Origin of the sequence: Sphingomonas natans (assembly GCF_030546695.1) — a bacterium.
Classification (GTDB): domain Bacteria; phylum Pseudomonadota; class Alphaproteobacteria; order Sphingomonadales; family Sphingomonadaceae; genus Sphingomonas_I; species Sphingomonas_I natans.
The window spans coordinates 137,801-158,926 of the sequence record NZ_JAUOTP010000004.1; the positions used below are offsets into that span (position 1 = coordinate 137,801).

Sequence of the window (21,126 nt, forward strand, 5' to 3'; positions counted from 1 at the left end):
TGCCGGTGATCCAGGCGATCACTGGCAGGCGAGGCATTCGTCATAATCCTTGGCTTCCAGCTCGATCTGCTTGAGATCGGGCGTGTTGTCGGCCTCGACGCCACCGGCGAAACCGGCGCGCTGGATCGACTTCGAGCGAAGATAATAAAGCGACTTGATGCCCAGCTCCCACGCACGGAAGTGGAGCATCAGCAGATCCCACTTCTCGACATCGGCGGGGATGAACAGGTTCAGCGACTGCGCCTGATCGATGAACGGCGCGCGATCGCCGGCCAGCTCGAGCAGCCAGCGCTGATCGATCTCGAAGCTCGTCTTGAACGTGTCCTTCTCGTCCGCGCTCAGGAAATCGAGATGCTGGACCGAGCCGCCCTTCTCTAGGATCGTGTTCCACACCGCATCCGAATTCTTCGATTTCTCGGACAGCAGTTTCTCGAGATACGGATTCTTGACCGAGAAGCTGCCCGACAGCGTCTTGTGCGTGTAGATATTGGCCGGGATCGGCTCGATGCAGGCCGAGGTGCCGCCGGTGATGATGCTGATCGACGCGGTCGGCGCGATCGCGGTCTTGCACGAGAAACGCTCCATCACGCCCATGTCGGCGGCGTCCGGGCACGGCCCGCGCTCGATCGCGAGCGCCATCGAAGCCTCGTTAACATGCGCCTGCAAATGCTTGAAGATGCGAAGATTCCAGCTCTTCGCCATCGCACCTTCAAACGGCAGTCCGCGCGCCTGCAGGAAGGAATGGAAGCCCATCACGCCGAGCCCGACCGATCGCTCGCGCGAGGCGGAATAAGCGGCGCGCTCCATGCCCGGCTCGGCGCGCTCGATGAAATCGTCCAGCACATTGTCGAGGAAGCGCATCACGTCCTCGATGAAGAGCTTGTCGCCGTTCCACTGATCCCACGTCTCCAGATTGAGCGACGAGAGGCAGCAGACCGCGGTGCGATCCTTGCCGTGCTGGTCGCGCCCGGTCGGGAGCGTGATCTCGCAGCACAGGTTCGACGTCGAGACCTTGAGGCCCACGTCGCGCTGGAAGGCGGGCATCGTTCGGTTCACCGTGTCCTGGAACACGATATAGGGCTCGCCCGTCGCCAGCCGAGTCTCGACGAGCTTCTGGAAGAGCGAACGGGCATCGACCTCGCCGCGCTTCGATCCGTCCTTGGGGCTCTTGAGATCGAAGCTGTCGCCATTGCGGACGGCTTCCATGAACTCGTCGGTCAGCAGCACGCCGTGGTGCAGGTTGAGCGCCTTGCGGTTGAAATCGCCCGAGGGCTTCCGGATCTCGAGGAACTCCTCGATCTCGGGATGCGAGACGTCGAGATAGACCGCGGCCGAGCCACGCCGCAGCGAGCCCTGGCTGATCGCGAGCGTCAGGCTGTCCATCACGCGCACGAACGGGATGATGCCGCTGGTCTTGCCGTTGAGCCCGACCGGCTCGCCGATGCCGCGCACCTGGCCCCAATAGGTGCCGATGCCGCCGCCGCGCGAGGCAAGCCAGACATTCTCGTTCCACGTGTCGACGATGCCGTTGAGGCTGTCGTCGACCGAATTGAGGAAGCAGGAGATGGGCAGTCCGCGCCCGGTGCCGCCATTCGACAGCACCGGCGTCGCGGGCATGAACCACAATCTCGAGATATAATCGTAGATGCGCTGCGCGTGCGCGGCATCGTCGGCATAAGCCGAGGCGACGCGGACGAAGAGATCCTGATAGCCTTCGCCCGGCAGGAGATAGCGATCCTTGAGCGTCTCCTTGCCGAAATCGGTCAGGAGCGCGTCGCGGCTATGATCGACCTCGACCGGATAGGGCGCGCGGGGGCCCCGCTCGCCATCGACGGCAGCGGCGGTCTTCGCCTCGGGCTCGAGCAGAGTCGCCATGTCGTTCACGTGTCCTTCGTTGCCGCTCAAGAGATCCATCGCCTGCCCCCGCCGTTCTCTGTCCGTTCGACTCGGGGTGGCTGCCCCGATCATAGGCCCGCAGGCGGCACTGACGAGTCACGCGACCCCATTCATCCCCACCTAAAACGGGAACGGCGCGCCGGATCCGATATGGTGATCGCCCCGGAGAAACTCAATCTGGTGCCGGCCGTCAGGCATCGACACCACGGATTGTGTCATTGCCGGATTCACCGCGCAAGGCCGAAATTTCCGTTTCGGAAAACTCTCAGGCTTGACGCGGGGTGAGCCGAGCGAATTCGACGGCTTAGCGAAAAGTGCGCAAAGCCGATCCGAAGTCCCGTGGGCTGCTCGTTAACGTCTTGTTCGCACGCGGCTTTCCGCCCGGCGGTGGCAAGATTCTGCTGTCTTTACCGGCACCTGTTGGCTTCGGCGACGATACGATATGAGCTCAGTCCGCCTTGCGAATGATGAGACCGATCGACGTACAGACGAAACCGTCGATCGCCACCTTCATATGCTGCGGCTCGCCAAGCCCACGACTGATCAACTCGAGCGTGCCATCGCGCCACGGTGGCAAATCGACGAAGCGATCGAGCAAACCATTCCCCGGATCAAAATCGACTGCCTCGACATGATGGCCGCGCGCGCGAAGTCGCTCGACAAGCCCGTTGATATGCCGCTGCTGGAACATCACGGTCGGCCAATTGTCGATCGTCGGTCCGAGCGGATTGACGTTGAACTCCGTCGTGTGGACGGCCAACCCGCCCGGCCGTAATGGCTCTAGCGAGCGCTCGACGAAATCGATGCCCTGCTCGATCGAGCCCAGATGTTCGAACGCGCAGAGCGACCAGCAGAAATCGAAACCGGCAAGATCGTCATGGATTGCGTTCATGTCCATCGGCCGGAACCGGACCAGGCGATCGAAGCGCGCACGATCGACGAGGTGCGGATGATAAGCGTGATCGAGGCTGGCGGCGTGCTGCCCCGCAGCGGTCCAGCCGGCGACGCGCCGATCCTCGGGTGCAAGGTCGGTAATGAGCGTGGCAATGTCGCGGCTCGCGAAAAAGCTGGCCATTGGTTCACCGCCGCACCCGAAGCCGAGACCCCGGGCATCATGCCGAAGCAGGTTGGCCTCATGAAGCGCCTGGAGCAGGAACGACCATTCCCAACCCTTGCGATGGTAAAGCCGCGGAATAGCCAGTTCGGCATGCCAGTGCCCTGCCCAGTCGCTCTCGATATCGGCCTGCGTCGCAAGTTTGGGCCGGAGGCCGATCCGGCATGGCTCTGTTGTGGGGGGCGCGGGTAACCCTGCCGCGAGTGTCCGCGCCAGTTCGTATCCCAACGCCTTGATGTTGAGAGCCAGGATATCAAGGTTGCACGTCGCGATGCTGAGCGCGTTGAGATTGGGCTGATCGCGCGGATTAAGCAGACTCATCGCAGCGGCAAGCCTCGCGCGATCCCCGCTACCGATCCTCACCTGCCGGAGCTGACGAGGCGCAAGCTTTCGGCGCAGGGGCAGCAGATGCAGCAGATCGACGAAAGCCATTTGTGCTTGGTGCGGTGAGAGGCGCAGCCGCGCGACCGGTCCTTCGTGAATGGGCGAATGGGCGAACGGTTCTTGCCGATTACGGCGGCAATCCGCATAATCCGGGCATGACCCTTTCGGACCTGCTGGGGAGGCCGGACCGTTGGGCCAGGCTGCTGGGATGGGCGCTCGCACTGGGGCTCCTGCTCGGCATCATCGGCCCGTTCGGAAGCTATCCCGCCAACATGTTCACGCGCACCGTCTATTGGACGGGGCTGTTCGTGGGCGGCACCTTGCTGCTGTGGCCGTGCGTGGCGGCGGCCGCCGTGATCGGCCCGGCGCGCGGTTTCCCCCTGCCTTTCGCCTTCGTCGTGATTGCGCTGGCCGGCGCGGTGCCCGTGGCGGCCTTGGCGGCGGCGGGCGGGCATCTGTTCTGGCCGGTTCGCGCCTCGGGCATGCGGGCGCTGGAATGGTATGGCCAGACGGTCGTCATCGCTCTCCCCGTCGCCGCCGGCGCCCTGTGGCTGGAAACGCGTCTTTACGGCGGCGAGAGGCCTTTACCGCCGATAGCCGAATCGCCGCCGTCGGCGGACGTCACTCACCGCCTGCCCGATCATCTGCTGGAAAGCGCGTTGTGCCTGCAGATGGAGGACCATCACGTCCGCATCCACGCGCATCAGCGATCCTGGTTGCAGCTGGCGACTTTGCGCGAGGCGATCGATCAGATCGGGCCCGAGCGCGGGCTCCAGGTCCACCGCTCCTGGTGGGTCGCGCGCGATGCGGTGCGCGATGTCGTCGAGGACGGCCGCTCGGTGCGGCTCAAGCTGGCAAACGGACTGGAAGTGCCCGTCGCGCGCAACCGGATCGCCGATCTGCGCACGCGTGGCTGGCTCGATGGCCGGCAGGAGATCGCCGGCTAGCGCATCGTGGCATGCTTGGGGAGCACCATCCGCACGATCGGCGCGCGCGCGGTCGCGCGGCGGCGGACATCGCCTTCCATCAGCCGATCGAGCAGCGCCTGCCCTTCGCTCCACCGGCCGAGCCCGGAGCCGGCGTTGATATGCCCCAGATCGTCGAGCAGGACGAGATCGGCGAGCCAGGCCGAGGCCATGTCGGCGGCGCGATCGCGCCGGCAATAGGGATCGTCGGTCGAGGCGACGACGAGCGCGGGGAACGGCAAGGGCGCGAGTGGCGTCGGCGCGAAGCGCGCGATCACGTCGGGCGAGCGGCAGCGATCGACATCGGGCGGCGCGACAAGCAAGGCACCAGCGACGCGGCTCGTCACGTCCTGCCCGAGCAACCCCGCCCACCAGGCGACCGCGATGCAGCCGAGGCTGTGCGCGACGAGGATCACCGGGCCGCCCGCGGCGCGGACCGCCTGATCGATCCGCCCGATCCAGACATTCCGCACGGGCGTGTCCCAGCAGCCGAGCTCAACCCGCCTGCAATCGGCGCGCTCCTGCTCCCACAATGTCTGCCAATGGCCGGGGCCGCTATTGCCGAGGCCGGGCACGATCAGGCAGGTGGGGGAACGGCGCAGATCTTCTTCGAACATCATCGTCGCGACTCCACGGTGGGAGCCACGATGATATCCGAACCTGAACGCCAGACAACGAATTGCGGCTTAATGGGGGCACAGTTCGGCTTGTGGACCCGCCCGAGGTTCAGGCGTCATCCTGAACTTGTTTCAGGATCCATGGCCTGCCCTTCCAACCCGCGCGCGGGTGGCCGAGGTCGGTTCATGGATGCTGAAACAAGTTCAGCATGACGGAAGGAGAGGCTTTCAGATCTTCAGCGCGCCCCGCCCCGCATAGCGCCCGACCGCGCCCAGTTCCTCCTCGATGCGGATGAGCTGGTTATATTTGGCGAGCCGGTCCGATCGAGCGAGGCTGCCCGTCTTGATCTGCCCGCAATTGGTGGCGACCGCGAGATCGGCGATCGTCGAATCCTCGGTCTCGCCCGAGCGGTGCGACATGACCGCGGTATAGCCCGCCTGCTGCGCCATCGAGACCGCCGCCAGCGTTTCCGACAAGGTGCCGATCTGGTTGACCTTCACGAGCAGCGAATTGGCGAGGCCCTTCGAGATGCCCTCGGCGAGGATCGCGGGATTGGTGACGAACAGATCGTCGCCGACGATCTGGATCTTGTCGCCGAGCCGGTCGGTCAGGATCTTCCAGCCGGCCCAGTCGTCCTCGGCCATGCCGTCCTCGATCGAGACGATCGGATAGCCGGCGCAGAGCTCGGCGAGATAATCGACCATCTCGGCGGACGAGAGCTTGCGCCCCTCGCCGGCCAGATCATAGACGCCGCCCTTGAAGAATTCGGATGCGGCGCAATCCAGCGCGATCGCGACATCCTCGCCGGGCGTGTAGCCGGCTTTCTCGATCGATTGCATGATGAAATCGAGCGCGGCCCTGGGGCTGGCGAGGTTCGGCGCGAAGCCGCCCTCGTCGCCTACCGCCGTCGCCAGACCCTGATCGTGCAGCGCCTTCTTCAGCGTGTGGAAGATCTCCGCGCCGCAGCGGACCGCTTCGAACAGGCTGTCGCTGCCCAGCGGCATGATCATGAATTCCTGGAAGTCGATCGGATTGTCGGCGTGCGCGCCGCCATTGATGATGTTCATCATCGGCGTGGGCAGGACATGCGCCGAGACGCCGCCGACATAGCGATAGAGCGGCAGCCCGCGCGCCTCGGCCGCCGCCTTGGCGACCGCGAGGCTGACGCCGAGAATGCCGTTCGCGCCCAGGCGGGACTTGTTCTCGGTCCCGTCCAGCTCGATCATGATGCCGTCGATCTCGCCCTGGTCCTCGGCCTCGAGCCCCTCGACCGCCTCGGCGATCTCGCCATTGACCGCATCGACCGCGGATTCGACGCCCTTGCCGAGCCAGCGGCTCTTGTCGCCGTCGCGCTTCTCCACCGCCTCGCGCGCGCCGGTCGAGGCGCCCGAGGGAACGGCGGCGCGGCCGAAGCTGCCATCTTCCAGCGTGACGTCGACCTCGACCGTGGGATTGCCCCGGCTATCGATCACGGTGCGTGCGTGGACATCGACGATCGCGGTCATTTGGCAGGTTCCTTCGGGCGGTTTGGCGGGCTGCCGCGGGCTCTATCGGGGCCTCCCGAAAAGGGCAATAATGAGGGCCCCTCATGGAACGCGGCTGCGCGGCCATGTGTTGGAGTTCGCGAAAAGGAGATCAGCCATGGCCGCTGCCGACAAGCCCCTGCCGGAAGGCACCGATCACGTCATCAACGGCGCCAGCTCGCTGGGCGACGACGATATCGGCACGACCGCAACGTCGAGCTCTACCGACGCTTCGTCCGATGCGTCGGATACGACGGACGGTTCGACCGCCGGAGCCGACGCCCCGCGCGGCGCCTTCTTCGAACGCTTCGAGGACGTGAAGGCGCAGGGCTATGACCGGGCACGCGAATATGCCGTGCTCGGCAAGGACCGGACGACGGGCGCGCTCGACGATTTCATCCGCATGATCAACGATGCCGCCGGGCAGGTCGATAGCAAGGTCGGCAGCCAATATGGCGATTATGCCCGCCGCGCCGCCGAAGGCATCGCCTCCTTCAACGATGCGCTGAAGGGCAAGGATGTGGACGATCTGTTCACCGATGCGCGCGAGATGGTCGCCAAGGCGCCCGCGATCGCGGTCGGCACGGCGGCGGCGCTGGGTTTCGTCGTCGCGCGGCTGGCCAAGGCCGGGCTCGACACGGCCAAGCCCGACAAAGATGAACCCTCGGCCTGACGCACCAGGTGAGGGGGAGTCACGAGGCGTCGTTGCGCGAGCTGCTCGCGCGCTTGATCGACAGCGGCAAGGCCTTCGTCCAGGCCGAGCTGACGCTCGTCAAATTGACGGCGGCGAAATGGGCGGGCGCGGCGAAGATCGGCGCGGTGCTGATCGTCGTCGCGTTGATCCTGATCAACGCGGCGGTGATCGTGCTCGTCGCGGCGCTCGGCATGGCGCTGGCGACATGGCTCGGCGTCGCGGGCGGTCTCGCCGTGGCGGCGCTGATCGCGATCCTCGTCGCGGGGCTGCTCGGCTGGCTGGCCGTGCGGCGCTTCGCGGCGATGGTGAAGTGACGTGACCGACTCCGAACTGCTCGCCGCCCGGGCACGTGCGGCCGCCGCGCGCGCCGACTTGCAGGCGACAGTGCGCGAACTCCAGGCGCGGCTGCGGCCGTCCAGCCTCGCCAGCGACGCGCTGGATGGCATCAAGCGCAAGAGCGAGGACATGGCCGAGGACGCCGTCGATGCGGTGCGCAAGCGCCCCGTCGCCGCGTCCGCCGTCGTCGCCGGCATCGGCGCGCTGATCGGCGCGCGCCTCTATTTCCGCAAATCGAACGAAGGAGACCCCTCATGAGCAAGAGCGACAAGAAGCCTGCAAAGCCCGAGCCCGCGCGCCAGGAGCTCGCGACGTCGAAGGTGACGACCGCCTACGAAGCGGCGCGCGACAAGGCGTCGGGCGCGGTCCAGTCGACCGTGTCGCTGCTCGAAAGCAATCCGCTCGCGGCCTTGCTCGGCGGGATCGCGCTCGGTGCTGCGGCAGGTGCGCTGGTCCCGCGCAGCGACAAAGAGAAGGCGCTGCTGGCCCCGCTTGGCGACAAGCTCGCCGCCGCCGCTGCCGCCGCGATCGCAGCGGGCCGCGAGGCCGGTGCAGAAGCGATCAAGGGCACCGCGCTCAACAAGGATACGCTGCGCGATCAGGTGACGAGCCTGCTGGGCGAGGCGACAAAGGCCGCGACCGCCGCCGGCACCGCGGCTTTCGCCGCCGGGCGGGACAAGGTTTCGGGCTGAGGCCGCCCGGGCGCCCGCCCCGCCGCTCATTCGGCTGGCGTTCACGGCGGGAACGCTAGCTAACCTCAGCGCTTTTTATCGCGCACCATCCGAGAGACCATCATGACCCCCACCCGTTCGTTCCTCACCGCTCTGGCCTGCACGACGGCTGCGCTCGCAGCGCCGCTGGCGACGATGCCCGCGCAGGCCGCGGTCGATTCCTCCGATCCGCAGCGCTTCATCCAGACGCTGACCGCCGACGGCTTCGTCGCGATGAAGACCGGCAACAAGGCCGCCGCGCGCGCGCAGTTCCGCACGTTGCTCGCCAGCCACGTCGCGGTCGATCAGATCGGCGACCGGCTCGTCCGACGCTGGCTGCCGACCATCACGCCCGCGCAGAAGGCCGCCTACAAGCAGGCGCTGCCCACCTATATCGTCGGCACTTATGCGGATCGCCTGTTCGAATATTCGGATGCGACGATCAAGATCATCCGCGCCCAGCCCGCAGGCGGCGGCGTCGATGTGATGACGCAGGTTATCAAGCCCGGCAACCAGCCGATCCCGGCGGTCTGGTCGGTTTCTCAGGTCGGCGGCGCATGGAAGGTTGCCAATCTGCGCGTGGGCGGCATTAACGTGGCGATGGCGCAGGCGGCGGATTTCGACAGCGTCATCCAGCGCGAGGGATTCGACGCGCTGATCAAAAAGATGAAGGCGCGCGGCTGATCCGGCTGCCGCCGAACGGAAGGAACGGCAGTTGAGCAAGCTCCATCTCGTCTTCGGCGGCAGGGTCAAGGATCCGCGCGAACTGGATTTCGTCGATCTCGCAGGCCTCGACGTCATCGGCTTCTATCCCGATTACAAATCGGCGGAGAATGCCTGGCGCGGCGCCGCGCAGAAGACGGTCGACGATGCCGAGATGCGGTATGTGATCGTGCATATGCACCGGCTGCTAGAGCCCGATCTGGGCGTGTGACGCGCGAATTTTTCCGCGCATTTACAATAGCCATTGGTCGTAATCCCCGATTTTTCAGGGAACGCGCCGCTGCGCAAATCGTTAATAAACCATGTACAGCGTTCTCTTTGCGCTCCTGGCGACGACCACGTTCATGGGCCGACCGGCGACACCGCCGATCGAGTCCGCGCGCGCGATCGTGCGACCGGCGCCCGCGGGCAGCGAGGCTGCCGATCCCGGCGTCTCCGCCGTCCAGGCACGCCGCACGCCTGGGCTGAAAGATCCGGAAATCGGCGAAAGCGACGCGACGCTCGACAAATTGTGGGTGCCCCTGCCCTGCACGCGGGTCGGCCGGCGGATGGTCTGCTGAGCCGCGCGGAACGGTTCGGCCCGCCGGCGGATTATCCGGCGATGCCAATGCTCACCGCATGAAGATCGCTACCTACAATGTGAACGGCATCAACGGCCGCCTGCCCGTGCTGCTGCGCTGGTTGTCCGAGGCGCTGCCCGACATCGTCTGCCTGCAGGAACTGAAGGCCCCGGACGAGAAATTTCCCGAAGCAGCGCTCGCCGAGCTCGGCTATCGCGCGATCTGGCAGGGCCAGAAGAGCTGGAACGGCGTCGCGATCCTGAGCCGCGCGGGCGAGATCCACGAGACACGCCGCGGCCTACCGGGCGAGGCCGAGGACACGCACAGCCGCTATATCGAAGCGGCGGTCGCGGGCATCCTGATCGGCGGCCTCTACTTGCCGAACGGCAATCCGAGGCCGGGCCCGAAGTTCGACTATAAATTGCGCTGGTTCGATCGCCTGATCGATCATGCCGCCGGACTCATCGAGAGCGGCCTGCCGGTCATGATCGCGGGCGACTTCAACGTGATGCCGACCGAGCGCGACGTCTACAAACCCGAACGCTGGCTCGACGACGCGCTCTTCGCGCCCGAGGCCCGCGCGGCTTACTTCCGCCTATTGGATCAGGGCTGGACCGACGCGCTGCGCACCACGCATCCCGACGAGACGATCTACACCTTCTGGGATTATTTCCGGAACGCCTATGCCCGCAACGCGGGGCTGCGCATCGATCACCTGCTGCTCAGCCCCGCGCTCTCCGATCGGCTCGTCGCGGCAGGGGTCGATGCGCATGTCCGCGGCTGGGAGAAGACGAGCGATCACGCGCCGGTTTGGATCGAATTGCGGGACGGGTGAGGAGGGCGGAAAGGATTCCCCCTTCCTAGCCCCGTTGGGTTCGAGCTTGTCGAGAACGCGCAGGGATCGAGCGAAGTCGAGAGCCCGTGCCACGTATCCCAGGCTCTAAGCCAATAAAGTTCTCGACAAGCTCGAACCCAACGGAAAGGAAGGGTCCCGGCCGCCGCCCTCAGGCGGCCGCCACGCCCTTGTCCTGCATGAGCTCGGCCAATTCGCCGCTCTCATACATTTCCATCATGATGTCCGATCCGCCGACGAATTCGCCCTTCACATAGAGCTGCGGGATCGTCGGCCAGTTCGAATAGTCCTTGATGCCCTGGCGCACGCCCTGATCCTGCAGGACGTCGACCGATTCGAACGCGACGCCGAGATGCTCGAGGATCGCGATCGCGCGGCTCGAGAAGCCGCATTGCGGGAAGAGCGGCGTGCCCTTCATGAACAGGAGCACGTCATTGGCTTTGACGGCGGCATCGATGCGGGCCTGCGCGTCCTGGGTGGTGGTGGTCATGGCAGGATATCCTCGACGGTTCAGGAAGGAAGGGCTGTGGTGAGCTGCAGCGCGTGGAGCACGCCGCCCATCCGCCCGCCAAGCGCATCATAGACGCGCTGGTGTTGGCGGACGCGGGGCATACCCCGGAAGCTTTCGGCGACGACGCGCGCCGAATAATGATCGCCGTCGCCCGCGAGATCGGTGATCTCGACATGCGCATCGGGGATCGCGGCGCGGATCATCGTCTCGATCTCGTCGGCCTGCATCGGCATCAGCGCGTCCTCACTGGCTTTCGAGCAACTGGCGGCGCGCCTCGACGGTCGCGTCGTGCAGCGCCGAGCGGACGCGCCCGTCATCCATGTCGACGCCCGCGCCGACCAGATCGCCCAGGAGCTTGCGGATCACGTCCTCGTCGCCGGCTTCCTCGAAATCGGCCTGGACGACCGCCTTCGCATAAGCGTCGGTCTCTTCGGCGGTCAGCCCCATCAGCCCCGCCGCCCAGGTGCCGACCAGCCGGTTGCGGCGCGCGGTGATGCGGAACGCCATTTCCTCTTCCCGCGCGAACTGGCTCTCGAAAGCGCGCTCGCGATCTGAAAAATCGGTCATGTCGGCTCCCGTAACATTCGGTTTGGCAAATAGGCACGCACGCCGCCGAGCGCAACGGAGGTGCATAACCAGCGTGATTCCTCACCCCGCTCATCCTGAGGAGCCATTGAGCGAAGTCGAAATGGCGTCTCGAAGGACGGTGGCGACAGTGCGGGTCCTTCGAGACGGGCCTTCGCCAAGCTCAGTCCCTCCTCAGGATGAGCGGGCGAGAGAAGATCGTCTTATCAATCCACCAGCTTCATCAGCTTGCGCTCCAGCGGCGCGAGCACCGGCCCTAGTTCGTGCCCGCGCTTGAGCACCGCGCCCGCCTCGCCGATCAGCGCCCATTCGCCCTGGCGCAGGCGCAAGGCCGGGCGCTTCTCGATCCGATATTCGGGGCGCTCGGCGGTGCGGCGGAAGCAGGCGAAGGAGGCCGCATCGCGCCCGAAATTCATCGCATAATCGCGCCAGTGCCCAGCCGCGACCATCCGGCCATAGACGTCGAGGATCTTCTGCAATTCGCCCCGATCGAACACCACCTGCACAAGCGCAGGGCCGGGAAAGGGCGTGACGATGCCCATCAGGCGTCACGCCCCATCCGAATGAAATCCGCTCAGGCGCAATCGCGATCCCGCGCCGGCTTTTCGCCCTCGCGCTGCTCGATCAATGAGGCGAGCCGGGCGCGCAGCGTCTCGACCTCGCACTTCAGCAGTTCCAGCTGCTGGGTCTGCGGATCGAAGCGTTCGCTGCACGGCGTCCCATAGGGAATGAAGCTATTATAATTCTGCGCATCCACCAAGGTGGGGCGTGCGGGGATGCCCGTCATCGTCGCGCCCGGCGGCACGTCGCGCGTGACGACCGCGTTCGCGCCGATCCGTGCGCCCTGGCCCACCGTGATCGGCCCCAGCACCTGCGCGCCGGATCCGATGATCACATCGTCCTCAATCGTCGGGTGGCGCTTGCCGGCGACGCCGTTGGCGGGGTTCGTGCCGCCCAGCGTCACGCACTGGTAGATCGTCACATTGTCGCCGATGACCGCGGTCTCGCCGATCACGGTGAAACCATGATCGATGAAGAAGTTGGCGCCGATCTTGGCGCCCGGATGGATGTCGATCGCCGAAAACAGCCGGCCGATATGATTGACGACGCGCGCAAGGAACCAGAGCTCGGCCTCGAACAGCCAGTGCGCGGCGCGGTGGAACACGAGCGCGCACACGCCCGGGTAAAGCAAGATCTCCCAACGCGAACGCGGCGCGGGATCGCGCGCCTTCACGGAATCGAGATAGGCGATCACTTCGCGCTTCATGGTCGTTCGAACTCCCTGCGGGCGCGATCTAATCGCTTAACGCACGAATTTCCAGAACCGATCGGTACAGATGTCCGCAGATCAGACACCGAAGGTGACGTTGCCCGCTTCGTCCATCGCGAAACCCGGTTCCAGGCGATCTCCCACGCATGCCCATCGGGATCGGCGACATAGCCGCGAAACCCGCCATGCGCCGGCGCATCGGCCGCACGCAGGATCGTCCCGCCGGCGGCCGCGAGCCGATCGATCAGCGCGGTCACTTCTTCTTCGGAACCGACATTGTGCGCGAGCGTACTGGCCGGCACCCCCGCCGCCGGCCGCTGCATGTCCGCCGCAAGCTTGTCCGCCAGCCAGGTGCCGAATACGATCCCGTTGAGCTGATAGAAGACGATCTCGTCATTCTCGAAAACCGGCGCCCAGCCGAACCCCTCGCCATAAAAACGCTTCGACCGCGCCAGATCGGCGATGCCGAGCGTGATGACGGAGAGAGCCTGCGGCATTCTGTTGCAACCCGATTGGGCGAAATTGGTTGCTCGCTCTCAGCCCGACGTGACGTCTGCTTTCGCCCCAGTCGAGGGCATAAAGCAATTGCCGCCACGACCTCCCCTCCCTGGAAGGGAGGGGATTGAGGGGTGGGTCGCCTTCGACGGAGCGCTCCGTTGGACAGCGACCCGCCCCCCACTCCCCTCCCTTTCAGGGAGGGGAGTGGGGACACCCGCGCAGGCCCGCGAGCGCCTACAAATTCAGCAATGCCGGATCGCCGCCCTGCGCGGTGATATTCACCGATAGCGCCCGCTCCACCGCATAGCGCAGCAGGGCATGCGGCCCGCCGGCCTTCGGGCCCGTCCCCGAAAGCCCCTCGCCGCCGAACGGCTGCACGCCCACCACCGCGCCGATGATCGAGCGGTTCACATACACATTCCCCGCCGGCACGAGCGCACGCACCTCGTCGGCGAAGCGCTCGATCCGGCTGTGCACGCCGAGCGTCAGCCCATAGCCGCGCGCCGCCAGCGCGCCCGCCACGTCGGCCAGATCGTCGGGATCGTAGCGATAAACGTGGAGGATCGGCCCGAACGTCTCGCGCTCGAGGAAATCGGGACGCGGCACCTCGGCGATGACCGGTGCGAAATAGCTGCCCTTCGCCCCCCACGCGCCCACATCCAGGCGCCGCACGATCTTCGCCTCGCGCTGAAGCCGCACGACATGGCTTTCCAGCGCCGCGCGCGCCTCTGCATCGATCACCGGGCCGATATCGGTCGCCGGATCGGCCGGATCGCCGACCACCAACGTCTCCAGCGCGCCCGCGATCGTCGCGATCAGCTCGTCCGCCGAGTCCTTCGCCACGAACAGCACGCGCAAAGCCGAGCATCTCTGCCCCGCCGATCCGATCGCCGAGGCGATCACGTCGTCCACCACCTGCTCGCGCAATGCGGTCGTGTCGGCGAACAGCCCGTTCAATCCGCCCGTCTCGGCGATGAAGGGCAATATCGGCCCGTCACGGTCGGCCAGCTGGCGATTGATTGCGCGCGCCGTATCCGTGCCGCCGGTGAAGGCCACGCCCGCCACGAAGGAATGCCCGCACAAGGCCGCGCCCACCGTCGCCCCGTCGCCCGGCAGCAAGGCCAGCAGATCGGGATCGAGCCCGGCTTTGTGGAACAGCCGCACCGCCTCGGCCGCCACGAACGGCGTCTGCTCGGCGGGCTTGGCGAGCACGGCATTGCCCGCCGCCAGCGCCGCCGCGATCTGTCCGGTGAAGATGGCCAGCGGGAAATTCCACGGGCTAATGCACGCGAACACGCCGCGCCCGCGCAGCTCGAGGCTGTTGGTCTCGCCGACCGGCCCCTTGAGCACCTCGGCGCCTGCGAATTGCACCTCGGCGAGATGCGCATAATAACGACAGAAATCGACCGCCTCGCGCACCTCGGCGACGCCATCGTTGAGCGTCTTGCCGCCCTCGCGCGCGAGCAGCGCGACGAGCCGGTCCATGTCCGCCTCCAGCGCGTCGCCCATCGCCCGCAGCACGCGCGCCCGGCCCCGCCCCTTCAGCGCATCCCAGCGCGGCTGCGCGGCCTTGGCGCGCTTCGCCGCCATGTCGATGTCGGCCACTGTCGCTTCGCTGACGCCGCCGAGCAGCACCGTCCCATCGACCGGGCTCATCATCGGCTCCGCGCCTTTGCCGGCGAGCAATTTGCCGCCGACGATCGGCCCTGCAGACAGCGTCTCGTTCGCCAGCGCCGCGGTCGCCTTCGCCGCACGCTCGCGCTCAGACCCGATCGAATAATCGCGCCCGAGCGGGTTCTTGCGCTCGACCCCATAGATGTCCGCGGGCAGCGCGATCTTCGGATGCGGCCCCGGCTGCGCCTCCACCGCCGCGATCGGATCGGCGACGACCAGTCCAGCCGGCACCGCATCGTTCAGCAGCGCGTGGACGAAGCTCGTATTCGCACCATTCTCCAGCAGGCGACGCACCAGATAGGGCAGCAATTCTTCATGCCCGCCGACCGGCGCATAGGCCCGCAGCCGCGCCGCCCCGCCCAGCCCCGCCGAGCGATAGAGCGCCTCGCCCATGCCGTGCAGCCGCTGATGCTCGATCGTCACGCCCGCCCGCTCGGCCATCAGCCGCACCGCTGCCAGCGTATGCGCATTGTGCGTCGCGAATTGCGGATAGAGGTGCGGGCTCGCCGCGACCAGCGCGTCGGCGCAGACGAGATAGGACAGGTCCGTCGCCGGCTTGGTCGTGAACACCGGATAGCCCGGCCGCCCCGCCACCTGCGCGCGCTTGATCTCGCTGTCCCAATAAGCGCCCTTGACGAGCCGGACCATGATCCGCCGCCCCGTCTCCTCGGCGAGCCCTCGCAGCGCCTCGATCACCGCGAGCCCGCGCTTCTGATAGGCCTGCACGACCACGCCGAGCCCGGTCCACGCGCCAAGCTCAGGCTCGCGCGCCAAGCGATCGACGAGCTTCAGCGACAGGACGAGCCGATCCGCCTCCTCGGCATCGATCGCGAAGTTGAGATCGTGCGCCGCCGCCAGCACCGCCAGCCGCCTGAGCCGCGGATACAGTTCCTCCCAGACGCGCGTCTCCTGCACCGCCTCGTAGCGCGGGCATAGAGCCGAGAGCTTGACCGAAATGCCGTGCCCGTCCTCGGGCGTCAGCCCCGCCCCGCGCGCCTTGCCCACCGCCGCGACGGCGCGCGCATAGATCTGCTCGTAGCGCTCGGCATCGGCCGCGGTCCGCGCGCCCTCGCCCAGCATGTCGAACGAGCAGAGATAGCCCTCCTTCTTCGCCCGAGACAGCGCCGCCTCGATCGTCCGCCCCAGCACGAACTGCTCGCCCATCATCCGCACCGCCGCGCCCACCGCCTGGCGGATCACCGGCTCGCCCAGCCGCGCCGTCATCCGTTTGAGGAAGCCGGGCAGATCGCGCTTCGCCTCGTCGTCGACATCGACGAGCTTGCCCGTCAGCATCAGCCCCCAGGTCGAGGCGTTGACGAACAAACTGTCCGATTGCCCCAGATGCGCCGCCCAGTCGGCCGATCCGATCTTCTCGGCGATCAGCCGGTCGCGCGTCTCGGCATCGGGGGTCCGCAGCAGCGCCTCGGCGAGGCACATCAGCGCCAGCCCCTCGCGCGTGCCGAGCGAGAATTGCTGGAGGAAGCTCTCGACCACCCCCTGCTTCTCGGCCGACGCGCGCGCCGCCTCGACGAGCCGCGTCGCCTCCGTGGCCACGCGCCGCCGTTCCTCGGCCGAGAAAGGCTGCGCGGCGAGCAAAGCGCGCACGGCCTCGCTCTCGTCGCGATATTTGAGGGCGTCGAGCGCGTCCCAGCGCGCGGGATCATAGGTCGTCATGGGCGATAGCTGGCCCCGTTGAAGCCCCTCGGCAACCCCACCGCCGTTCGGTTCGAGCAGCATCAAGCTTGTCGAAATGCGTCCGTCGAGAACGCCCGCGCTGACTTCTCGACTGCGTTCTCGGCTTCGCTCGAACTCCGCTCGAATCGAACGGAGACGGCGTCAGCCGCCGCGCATCCTCGCCTGCGTGCCCAAGTGGAATACCCGATCCCCCGCGAGCACCGCATCCGGCTCGAGATCAGCCATGTCTTCGACCGCATCATACAAGGGCCCGAAATCCGTCTCCAAGGTCTGCCGCAGCAGATCCTCGAAACTCGGAATCACGAAATAGCTCTGCTGGTAATCGTCGATCCGGTAGCGCGTCCGCATGATCCGCTTGAGATCGAAGCCGATCCGATTGGGCGAAGGATCGTCGAGCGCGAACATGCTCTCGCCGAACGACGAGACGATCCCCGATCCGTACAATCGCAGGCCGTCCGGCCCCGCGATCAGCCCGAACTCGACCGTATACCAGTAAAGCCGCGACAGCCGCTCGATCGCGCCCAGCCCGCCCGCGCGCTGCCCACCGCGGCCATAGGCCTGCATATAATCGGCGAACATCGGGTTCGCGAGCAGGGGCACATGCCCGAACACGTCGTGGAAGACGTCGGGCTCCTCCAGATAATCGAGCTGGTCGGGCCGGCGGATGAAGCGCCCCGCGACGAAGCGCCGGTTGGCGAGATGATCGAAGAACACCGCATCGGGCACGAGCCCCGGCACCGCCACCACCTGCCAGCCCGTCGCCGCCATCAGCCGCGCGGACAGGGCCTCGAAATCGGGAATGCCCGGCCGGTCCATCCGCAGCAGATCGAGCCCGGCCAGAAATTCAGGCGTCACCCGCCCCGGCAGCATCGCCGCCTGCCGCGCGAACAGCCTATCCCACATCGCATGTTCGGCGGGCGTGTAGCGCGCCCAATCCTGCGGGACCGTCCAGTCGGCGGCGGCGCCTTCGGGCAACGAGGCCGACGATTCGCTCACCCGACTCCCAGCTCCTTCGCCGCCGCGTCGATCCGCCCGAGCGCGCTTGCATCGCCCGCAAACGCGGCCCGCGCCTTCGCGCGCGCGTCCTTGGCGCCGGCCGCGTCGCCCAGCACGAGCTTCGCGCGCATCAGCCGGATCCAGCCTTCCTCGTCATGCGGCTGCTGCGTGAGCCGCGCGGCGAGGCGATCGACCATGCCGCGCGCCAGCGCATCCTGCTGCGTCGGCGTCATCCGCGCCGCATCCTGCATCTGGTTGGGCGTCGGCCCGGGAATCGCGTCGCTCGCCACGCTCACCGGCGCAGGCGCGGTCGGGATCCGCCCGGCGACATCGATCTTCTCGCGCTTGGAGACCTTCTCGATCAGCGTCCGGATCGATTCGGCATAAGGCGCATCGGCCGGCGCATCGCGCAGCACCGCGATCCAGTCATCGATCGCGCCCTTGTGATCGCCCTGCAGATCCTTGCGCACCGCGAGAAAATAGCGCGCGCGCGCATCCTTGGGATCGATCTCGACCGCGCGGCCAAACGCATGCGCGGCATCGTCGTCGACGCCCTTCTGGTGCGCATAGACGAGCGTCTCGCCCAGCGCGGACCACAGGCTTGCGTCGCGCGGCGCCTGCTCGGTCGCGCGCGCATAGGCCTTCGCCGCATCCGCGAATCGGTTGAGGTTGAAATAGGACCAGCCGAGCATCCGCCAGCCTTCGGTGTCCTTGGGGTTCGCCTTCAGCTTGGCTTCCAGCGCCGCGATCATCCCGCTGACGTCGCCCGGCGTCGCGGCGGGCGCCGCTGCGCTCGGCGCCGCGCCCTTGTCCACTCCGCCCTCGCGATAGCGCAGCCCCAGCGCGACGACCGCCGCCACGCCCGCCAGCACCAGCGCGTACAGCCCGATCCGGCTCGCCCCGAAACCGCCCCCGTCCGCCAATTCCCGCTCTCCCCCCAAAATCCACTCCCCCTCTAGCCTCCCGCCGCAGGGATGCTAGAGCAAGCACAGGGGAAGTGGGGGGACATCCGTGACGATGCATCGCGTCGCCATTATTGGGTCGGGACCGGCGGGCCTGAGCGCTGCCGCGCATGCCGCCGCTTTGGGCCTTGATCATGTGCTGATCGAGAAGACCGATCACCTCTCCGATACGATCTACAAATATCAGAAGGGCAAGCACGTCATGGCGACGCCGGCCCAGCTGGTGTTGCGATCGGATCTCGATTTTGCGGCGGGCAAGCGCGAGGTGATTCTCGGCGCCTGGAACGAGGGTACCGAAGGCCACAAGGTCAACGTGCTGATGGAGGCGGAGGTCGTCGCCGTCACCGGCCAGGCTGGCGATTTCACGATCAGCATCAAGGGCAAGCCCGATGTGAAGGCCGAGACGATCGTGCTCGGCATCGGCACGCAGGGCAATCCGAACCGGATGCGCTGCCCGGTCGATGACAATGCCACCGTCCAATATACGCTCGACGATCCCGCCGAATATATCGACGAACATATCACCGTCATCGGCGGCGGCGATGCGGGGATCGAGAATGCGCTCGGCCTGATCGCCGATCCCGAGCAGCGCAACACCGTCACGCTCGTCAATATCGGCGCCGATTTCCCGACCGCCAAGGACGCGAACGTCAAGCTGCTGATGGCCGCCGAGGCCGAAGGGCGGATGACGGTGATGCGCGAGACCAACACCGCCGCGATCGGCGCAGACACGATCACTTTCGATGCGCGCGACGGATCGGTCACCGTGCCGTGCAACCGCACGATCGCGCGGATCGGCTCGGCCCCGCCGCGCGCCTTCGTCGAGGCATGCTGCGCGAGCTTCGAGGACAAGGACGGGCGGAAGTCGGTCGTCCCCGGCACCGGCGTCCAGTTCGCGAGCGCTGATCGCATCTCGTACCCGAAGCTCACGCCGACCTTCGAATCGACCGTCCCCGGCATCTTCGTGATCGGCGCGCTCGCGGGCTATCCGCTGATCAAGCACTGCATGAACCAGGGCTATGACGTCATCGAGTTCATCGCCGGCAATACAGCGCTGAAGCCCGCCGACGAGCCGATCCTCGAACAGAAGTTCTCAGGCCTCCCGAGGGGCCTCGCGCGCACCGACGATGTCACCGGCTGGCTCGATTATCTGCGCGAGCATGTCGAGATCCTCCACGATCTCTCGCCGCTGCAGATGCGCGAATTCATGCTCGACAGCGAGATCGCGGCCTTTGCCGCGGGCGAGACGATCTTCCGTCGCAACGATCCCGGCTCGTCGCTGTTCGCGGTCGCCGCCGGCGCGGTCGCGGTCGAGGTCGCGCCCGGCACCGACGTGATGATCGGCGAGAGCTCGATCTTCGGCGAGGTCGGCTTGATCTCGGGCCGCCGCCGCGGCTCGACCGTGCGCGCCGCCAAGCCCTGCGTCCTGCTCGAAATCCCGCGCTCGGCCGCGCTCAAGCTGATGAGCCAGGTGCCCGCGGTGAAGCGCACAATCATCCGAATCTCCACCGAACGGCAATTGCTGCAGATGTTCGGCTCGGGGCTGACCCCCGCCGATCTCGCCGATGTGATGACGCATTCGGAGATCAAGCAGATCAAAGCCGGCGAGGCGATCCTCGTCGAGGGCGACGAGGGCCGCGACATCTATGTCGTCCGCTCGGGCTCAATGATCGTCGAGAAGAAGGTCGGCGGAAAGCCGATCTTCCTCTCCTATCTGCCCGCCGGCTCCTATGTGGGCGAGATGGCGCTGATCGACGGCGGCACGCGCACCGCCACCGTTCGCGCCGCGATCCGCTCCGAAGTGCTGCGCATCGACGGCGACGCCTTCGCCGCCTTGCTCCAGAAGCATCCGGCGCTGCTGGAGCGCGCGACGCGCGACATGGCCGCGCGCCGCCAGGTCAACGGCTTCATCGAGGATCGCAAGGCCGATTTCGGCGGCGCGGTCGACATGTATTCCTCGGTCGCCAACTTCCTCATCGAGAATGGCATCGGCGAAGCGACCGACGTGCTGCTGATCGACGAGAAACTCTGCGTCGGCTGCGACAATTGCGAGAAGGCCTGCGCCGACAGCCACGAGGGCCTGTCGCGCCTCGATCGCGAGGCCGGCCGCACCTACGCGCATCTCCACGTCCCGACCTCGTGCCGCCATTGCGAGCATCCGCACTGCATGGCCGATTGCCCGCCCAACGCGATCCATCGCGGCCCGGACGGCGAGGTTTTCGTCGACGACAGCTGCATCGGCTGCGGCAATTGCGCGCGCAACTGCCCGTATGGCGTGATCCGGCTCGACAAGGTCCCGCCCAAGAAGCCGGGCCTGCTCTCGTGGCTGCTCTTCGGGCGCGGCCCCGGGCCGGGCGAGCCCTCGCACAAATGGTCGCACGACAATATGCCCGCCGGCGTCGAGAAGCCGAAGAAGGCGATCAAGTGCGACATGTGCTCGGGCATAGACGGCGGCCCCGCCTGCGTCCGCGCCTGCCCGACCGGCGCGGCGATCCGCGTCGCTCCGGAGGAATTTTTGACGGTGGCGCGACTGGGAGCGGAGCGGTGAGCGCCGTGCCT

The 21,126-nt window shown here is 66.8% G+C and carries 23 protein-coding genes; 10 read left to right on the forward strand and 13 right to left on the reverse strand.

Annotated elements, in window-relative coordinates; all coding sequences use genetic code 11:
* Positions 1 to 18 precede the first annotated feature (18 nt).
* Together Q4F19_RS10255 and Q4F19_RS10260 are read right to left on the reverse strand one after the other, a co-directional pair.
* On the reverse strand, positions 19 to 1,914 hold the full coding sequence (locus Q4F19_RS10255; RefSeq protein ID WP_303542219.1) for a ribonucleoside-diphosphate reductase subunit alpha: 1,896 nt from the start codon (positions 1,912 to 1,914) through the stop codon (positions 19 to 21).
* A 430-nt stretch (positions 1,915 to 2,344) separates the two neighbouring features.
* Positions 2,345 to 3,331, reverse strand: a complete 987-nt coding sequence (locus tag Q4F19_RS10260; RefSeq protein ID WP_303542220.1) for a methyltransferase domain-containing protein — start codon at positions 3,329 to 3,331, stop codon at positions 2,345 to 2,347.
* Positions 3,332 to 3,549: 218 nt separating this feature from the next.
* Between Q4F19_RS10260 and Q4F19_RS10265 the strand changes: the two genes are divergently transcribed.
* The gene (locus tag Q4F19_RS10265; protein WP_303542222.1) at positions 3,550 to 4,341 is read left to right on the forward strand and encodes a LytTR family DNA-binding domain-containing protein; all 792 of its coding nucleotides are present in this window, start codon (positions 3,550 to 3,552) and stop codon (positions 4,339 to 4,341) included.
* On the opposite strand, the gene Q4F19_RS10270 is transcribed toward Q4F19_RS10265, so the two are convergent.
* Both Q4F19_RS10270 and eno read right to left on the reverse strand, forming a co-directional pair.
* Positions 4,338 to 4,979, reverse strand: coding sequence for an RBBP9/YdeN family alpha/beta hydrolase (locus Q4F19_RS10270; protein WP_303542224.1), 642 nt, complete (start codon positions 4,977 to 4,979; stop codon positions 4,338 to 4,340). The two genes, Q4F19_RS10265 and Q4F19_RS10270, sit on opposite strands and share 4 nt — an antisense overlap.
* Before the next feature lie 225 nt (positions 4,980 to 5,204).
* Positions 5,205 to 6,482 carry a phosphopyruvate hydratase gene (gene eno, locus Q4F19_RS10275; protein ID WP_303542226.1) on the reverse strand — a complete coding sequence of 426 codons (1,278 nt, stop codon included), beginning with the start codon at positions 6,480 to 6,482 and terminating at the stop codon, positions 5,205 to 5,207.
* 136 nt (positions 6,483 to 6,618) lie between these two features.
* On the opposite strand from eno, the gene Q4F19_RS10280 reads away from it, so the two are divergent.
* From Q4F19_RS10280 to xth, 8 genes are all read left to right on the forward strand, one after another.
* Entirely contained in the window at positions 6,619 to 7,173 is a 555-nt protein-coding gene (locus tag Q4F19_RS10280; RefSeq protein ID WP_303542228.1) for a hypothetical protein, read from the forward strand.
* Positions 7,174 to 7,205: 32 nt separating this feature from the next.
* Positions 7,206 to 7,508, forward strand: a complete 303-nt coding sequence (locus Q4F19_RS10285) for a phage holin family protein (RefSeq protein ID WP_303542230.1) — start codon at positions 7,206 to 7,208, stop codon at positions 7,506 to 7,508.
* Position 7,509: 1 nt separating this feature from the next.
* A complete protein-coding gene (locus tag Q4F19_RS10290) occupies positions 7,510 to 7,788 on the forward strand; it encodes a DUF3618 domain-containing protein (protein ID WP_303542232.1) in 279 nt (92 codons plus the stop codon).
* Positions 7,785 to 8,222, forward strand: coding sequence for a hypothetical protein (locus Q4F19_RS10295; RefSeq protein ID WP_303542234.1), 438 nt, complete (start codon positions 7,785 to 7,787; stop codon positions 8,220 to 8,222). Before Q4F19_RS10290 ends, Q4F19_RS10295 begins: the two co-directional genes overlap by 4 nt.
* A gap of 102 nt (positions 8,223 to 8,324) precedes the next feature.
* The gene (locus Q4F19_RS10300; protein WP_303542236.1) at positions 8,325 to 8,924 is read left to right on the forward strand and encodes an MlaC/ttg2D family ABC transporter substrate-binding protein; all 600 of its coding nucleotides are present in this window, start codon (positions 8,325 to 8,327) and stop codon (positions 8,922 to 8,924) included.
* A 31-nt stretch (positions 8,925 to 8,955) separates the two neighbouring features.
* Entirely contained in the window at positions 8,956 to 9,174 is a 219-nt protein-coding gene (locus Q4F19_RS10305) for a DUF4170 domain-containing protein (RefSeq protein WP_303542238.1), read from the forward strand.
* A gap of 91 nt (positions 9,175 to 9,265) precedes the next feature.
* On the forward strand, positions 9,266 to 9,523 hold the full coding sequence (locus Q4F19_RS10310) for a hypothetical protein (RefSeq protein WP_303542240.1): 258 nt from the start codon (positions 9,266 to 9,268) through the stop codon (positions 9,521 to 9,523).
* Positions 9,524 to 9,581: 58 nt separating this feature from the next.
* Positions 9,582 to 10,358, forward strand: coding sequence for an exodeoxyribonuclease III (xth, locus tag Q4F19_RS10315; RefSeq protein WP_303542242.1), 777 nt, complete (start codon positions 9,582 to 9,584; stop codon positions 10,356 to 10,358).
* A gap of 169 nt (positions 10,359 to 10,527) precedes the next feature.
* Here xth and grxD read toward each other — a convergent pair whose 3' ends face one another.
* The 9 genes from grxD to Q4F19_RS10360 form a co-directional block, all read right to left on the reverse strand.
* Entirely contained in the window at positions 10,528 to 10,866 is a 339-nt protein-coding gene (gene grxD, locus Q4F19_RS10320; protein ID WP_303542244.1) for a Grx4 family monothiol glutaredoxin, read from the reverse strand.
* 20 nt (positions 10,867 to 10,886) lie between these two features.
* Positions 10,887 to 11,120: a BolA family protein gene (locus Q4F19_RS10325; protein WP_303542245.1), complete on the reverse strand. Its 234-nt coding sequence runs from the start codon at positions 11,118 to 11,120 to the stop codon at positions 10,887 to 10,889.
* A 10-nt stretch (positions 11,121 to 11,130) separates the two neighbouring features.
* Positions 11,131 to 11,454, reverse strand: coding sequence for a DUF1476 domain-containing protein (locus tag Q4F19_RS10330; protein WP_303542247.1), 324 nt, complete (start codon positions 11,452 to 11,454; stop codon positions 11,131 to 11,133).
* A gap of 224 nt (positions 11,455 to 11,678) precedes the next feature.
* Entirely contained in the window at positions 11,679 to 12,014 is a 336-nt protein-coding gene (locus Q4F19_RS10335; protein ID WP_303542249.1) for a DUF2794 domain-containing protein, read from the reverse strand.
* Between the two features lie 32 nt (positions 12,015 to 12,046).
* Positions 12,047 to 12,739 carry a serine O-acetyltransferase EpsC gene (gene epsC / locus Q4F19_RS10340; protein WP_303542250.1) on the reverse strand — a complete coding sequence of 231 codons (693 nt, stop codon included), beginning with the start codon at positions 12,737 to 12,739 and terminating at the stop codon, positions 12,047 to 12,049.
* The gene (locus Q4F19_RS10345; RefSeq protein WP_303542251.1) at positions 12,736 to 13,239 is read right to left on the reverse strand and encodes a VOC family protein; all 504 of its coding nucleotides are present in this window, start codon (positions 13,237 to 13,239) and stop codon (positions 12,736 to 12,738) included. The genes epsC and Q4F19_RS10345 overlap by 4 nt, the downstream gene beginning before the upstream one ends.
* A gap of 235 nt (positions 13,240 to 13,474) precedes the next feature.
* Positions 13,475 to 16,588: a bifunctional proline dehydrogenase/L-glutamate gamma-semialdehyde dehydrogenase PutA gene (gene putA, locus Q4F19_RS10350; RefSeq protein ID WP_303542254.1), complete on the reverse strand. Its 3,114-nt coding sequence runs from the start codon at positions 16,586 to 16,588 to the stop codon at positions 13,475 to 13,477.
* A gap of 162 nt (positions 16,589 to 16,750) precedes the next feature.
* Positions 16,751 to 17,605 carry a phenylalanine 4-monooxygenase gene (phhA, locus tag Q4F19_RS10355; RefSeq protein ID WP_303542256.1) on the reverse strand — a complete coding sequence of 285 codons (855 nt, stop codon included), beginning with the start codon at positions 17,603 to 17,605 and terminating at the stop codon, positions 16,751 to 16,753.
* A complete protein-coding gene (locus tag Q4F19_RS10360) occupies positions 17,602 to 18,528 on the reverse strand; it encodes a tetratricopeptide repeat protein (protein WP_303542258.1) in 927 nt (308 codons plus the stop codon). Before Q4F19_RS10360 ends, phhA begins: the two co-directional genes overlap by 4 nt.
* 94 nt (positions 18,529 to 18,622) lie before the next feature.
* Between Q4F19_RS10360 and Q4F19_RS10365 the strand changes: the two genes are divergently transcribed.
* The gene (locus tag Q4F19_RS10365; protein WP_303542786.1) at positions 18,623 to 21,115 is read left to right on the forward strand and encodes a cyclic nucleotide-binding domain-containing protein; all 2,493 of its coding nucleotides are present in this window, start codon (positions 18,623 to 18,625) and stop codon (positions 21,113 to 21,115) included.
* The last annotated feature ends 11 nt before the right edge of the window (positions 21,116 to 21,126 follow it).

Coding starts and splice junctions, on each gene's coding strand:
- Q4F19_RS10255 (WP_303542219.1), bottom strand. CDS start 1,914: ATGGATCTCTTGAGCGGCAACGAAGGACACGTGAACGACATGGCGACT.
- Q4F19_RS10260 (WP_303542220.1), bottom strand. CDS start 3,331: ATGAGTCTGCTTAATCCGCGCGATCAGCCCAATCTCAACGCGCTCAGC.
- Q4F19_RS10265 (WP_303542222.1), top strand. CDS start 3,550: ATGACCCTTTCGGACCTGCTGGGGAGGCCGGACCGTTGGGCCAGGCTG.
- Q4F19_RS10270 (WP_303542224.1), bottom strand. CDS start 4,979: ATGATGTTCGAAGAAGATCTGCGCCGTTCCCCCACCTGCCTGATCGTG.
- eno (WP_303542226.1), bottom strand. CDS start 6,482: ATGACCGCGATCGTCGATGTCCACGCACGCACCGTGATCGATAGCCGG.
- Q4F19_RS10280 (WP_303542228.1), top strand. CDS start 6,619: ATGGCCGCTGCCGACAAGCCCCTGCCGGAAGGCACCGATCACGTCATC.
- Q4F19_RS10295 (WP_303542234.1), top strand. CDS start 7,785: ATGAGCAAGAGCGACAAGAAGCCTGCAAAGCCCGAGCCCGCGCGCCAG.
- Q4F19_RS10300 (WP_303542236.1), top strand. CDS start 8,325: ATGACCCCCACCCGTTCGTTCCTCACCGCTCTGGCCTGCACGACGGCT.
- Q4F19_RS10310 (WP_303542240.1), top strand. CDS start 9,266: ATGTACAGCGTTCTCTTTGCGCTCCTGGCGACGACCACGTTCATGGGC.
- xth (WP_303542242.1), top strand. CDS start 9,582: ATGAAGATCGCTACCTACAATGTGAACGGCATCAACGGCCGCCTGCCC.
- grxD (WP_303542244.1), bottom strand. CDS start 10,866: ATGACCACCACCACCCAGGACGCGCAGGCCCGCATCGATGCCGCCGTC.
- Q4F19_RS10325 (WP_303542245.1), bottom strand. CDS start 11,120: ATGCCGATGCAGGCCGACGAGATCGAGACGATGATCCGCGCCGCGATC.
- Q4F19_RS10330 (WP_303542247.1), bottom strand. CDS start 11,454: ATGACCGATTTTTCAGATCGCGAGCGCGCTTTCGAGAGCCAGTTCGCG.
- Q4F19_RS10335 (WP_303542249.1), bottom strand. CDS start 12,014: ATGGGCATCGTCACGCCCTTTCCCGGCCCTGCGCTTGTGCAGGTGGTG.
- epsC (WP_303542250.1), bottom strand. CDS start 12,739: ATGAAGCGCGAAGTGATCGCCTATCTCGATTCCGTGAAGGCGCGCGAT.
- Q4F19_RS10345 (WP_303542251.1), bottom strand. CDS start 13,239: ATGCCGCAGGCTCTCTCCGTCATCACGCTCGGCATCGCCGATCTGGCG.
- putA (WP_303542254.1), bottom strand. CDS start 16,588: ATGACGACCTATGATCCCGCGCGCTGGGACGCGCTCGACGCCCTCAAA.
- Q4F19_RS10365 (WP_303542786.1), top strand. CDS start 18,623: ATGCATCGCGTCGCCATTATTGGGTCGGGACCGGCGGGCCTGAGCGCT.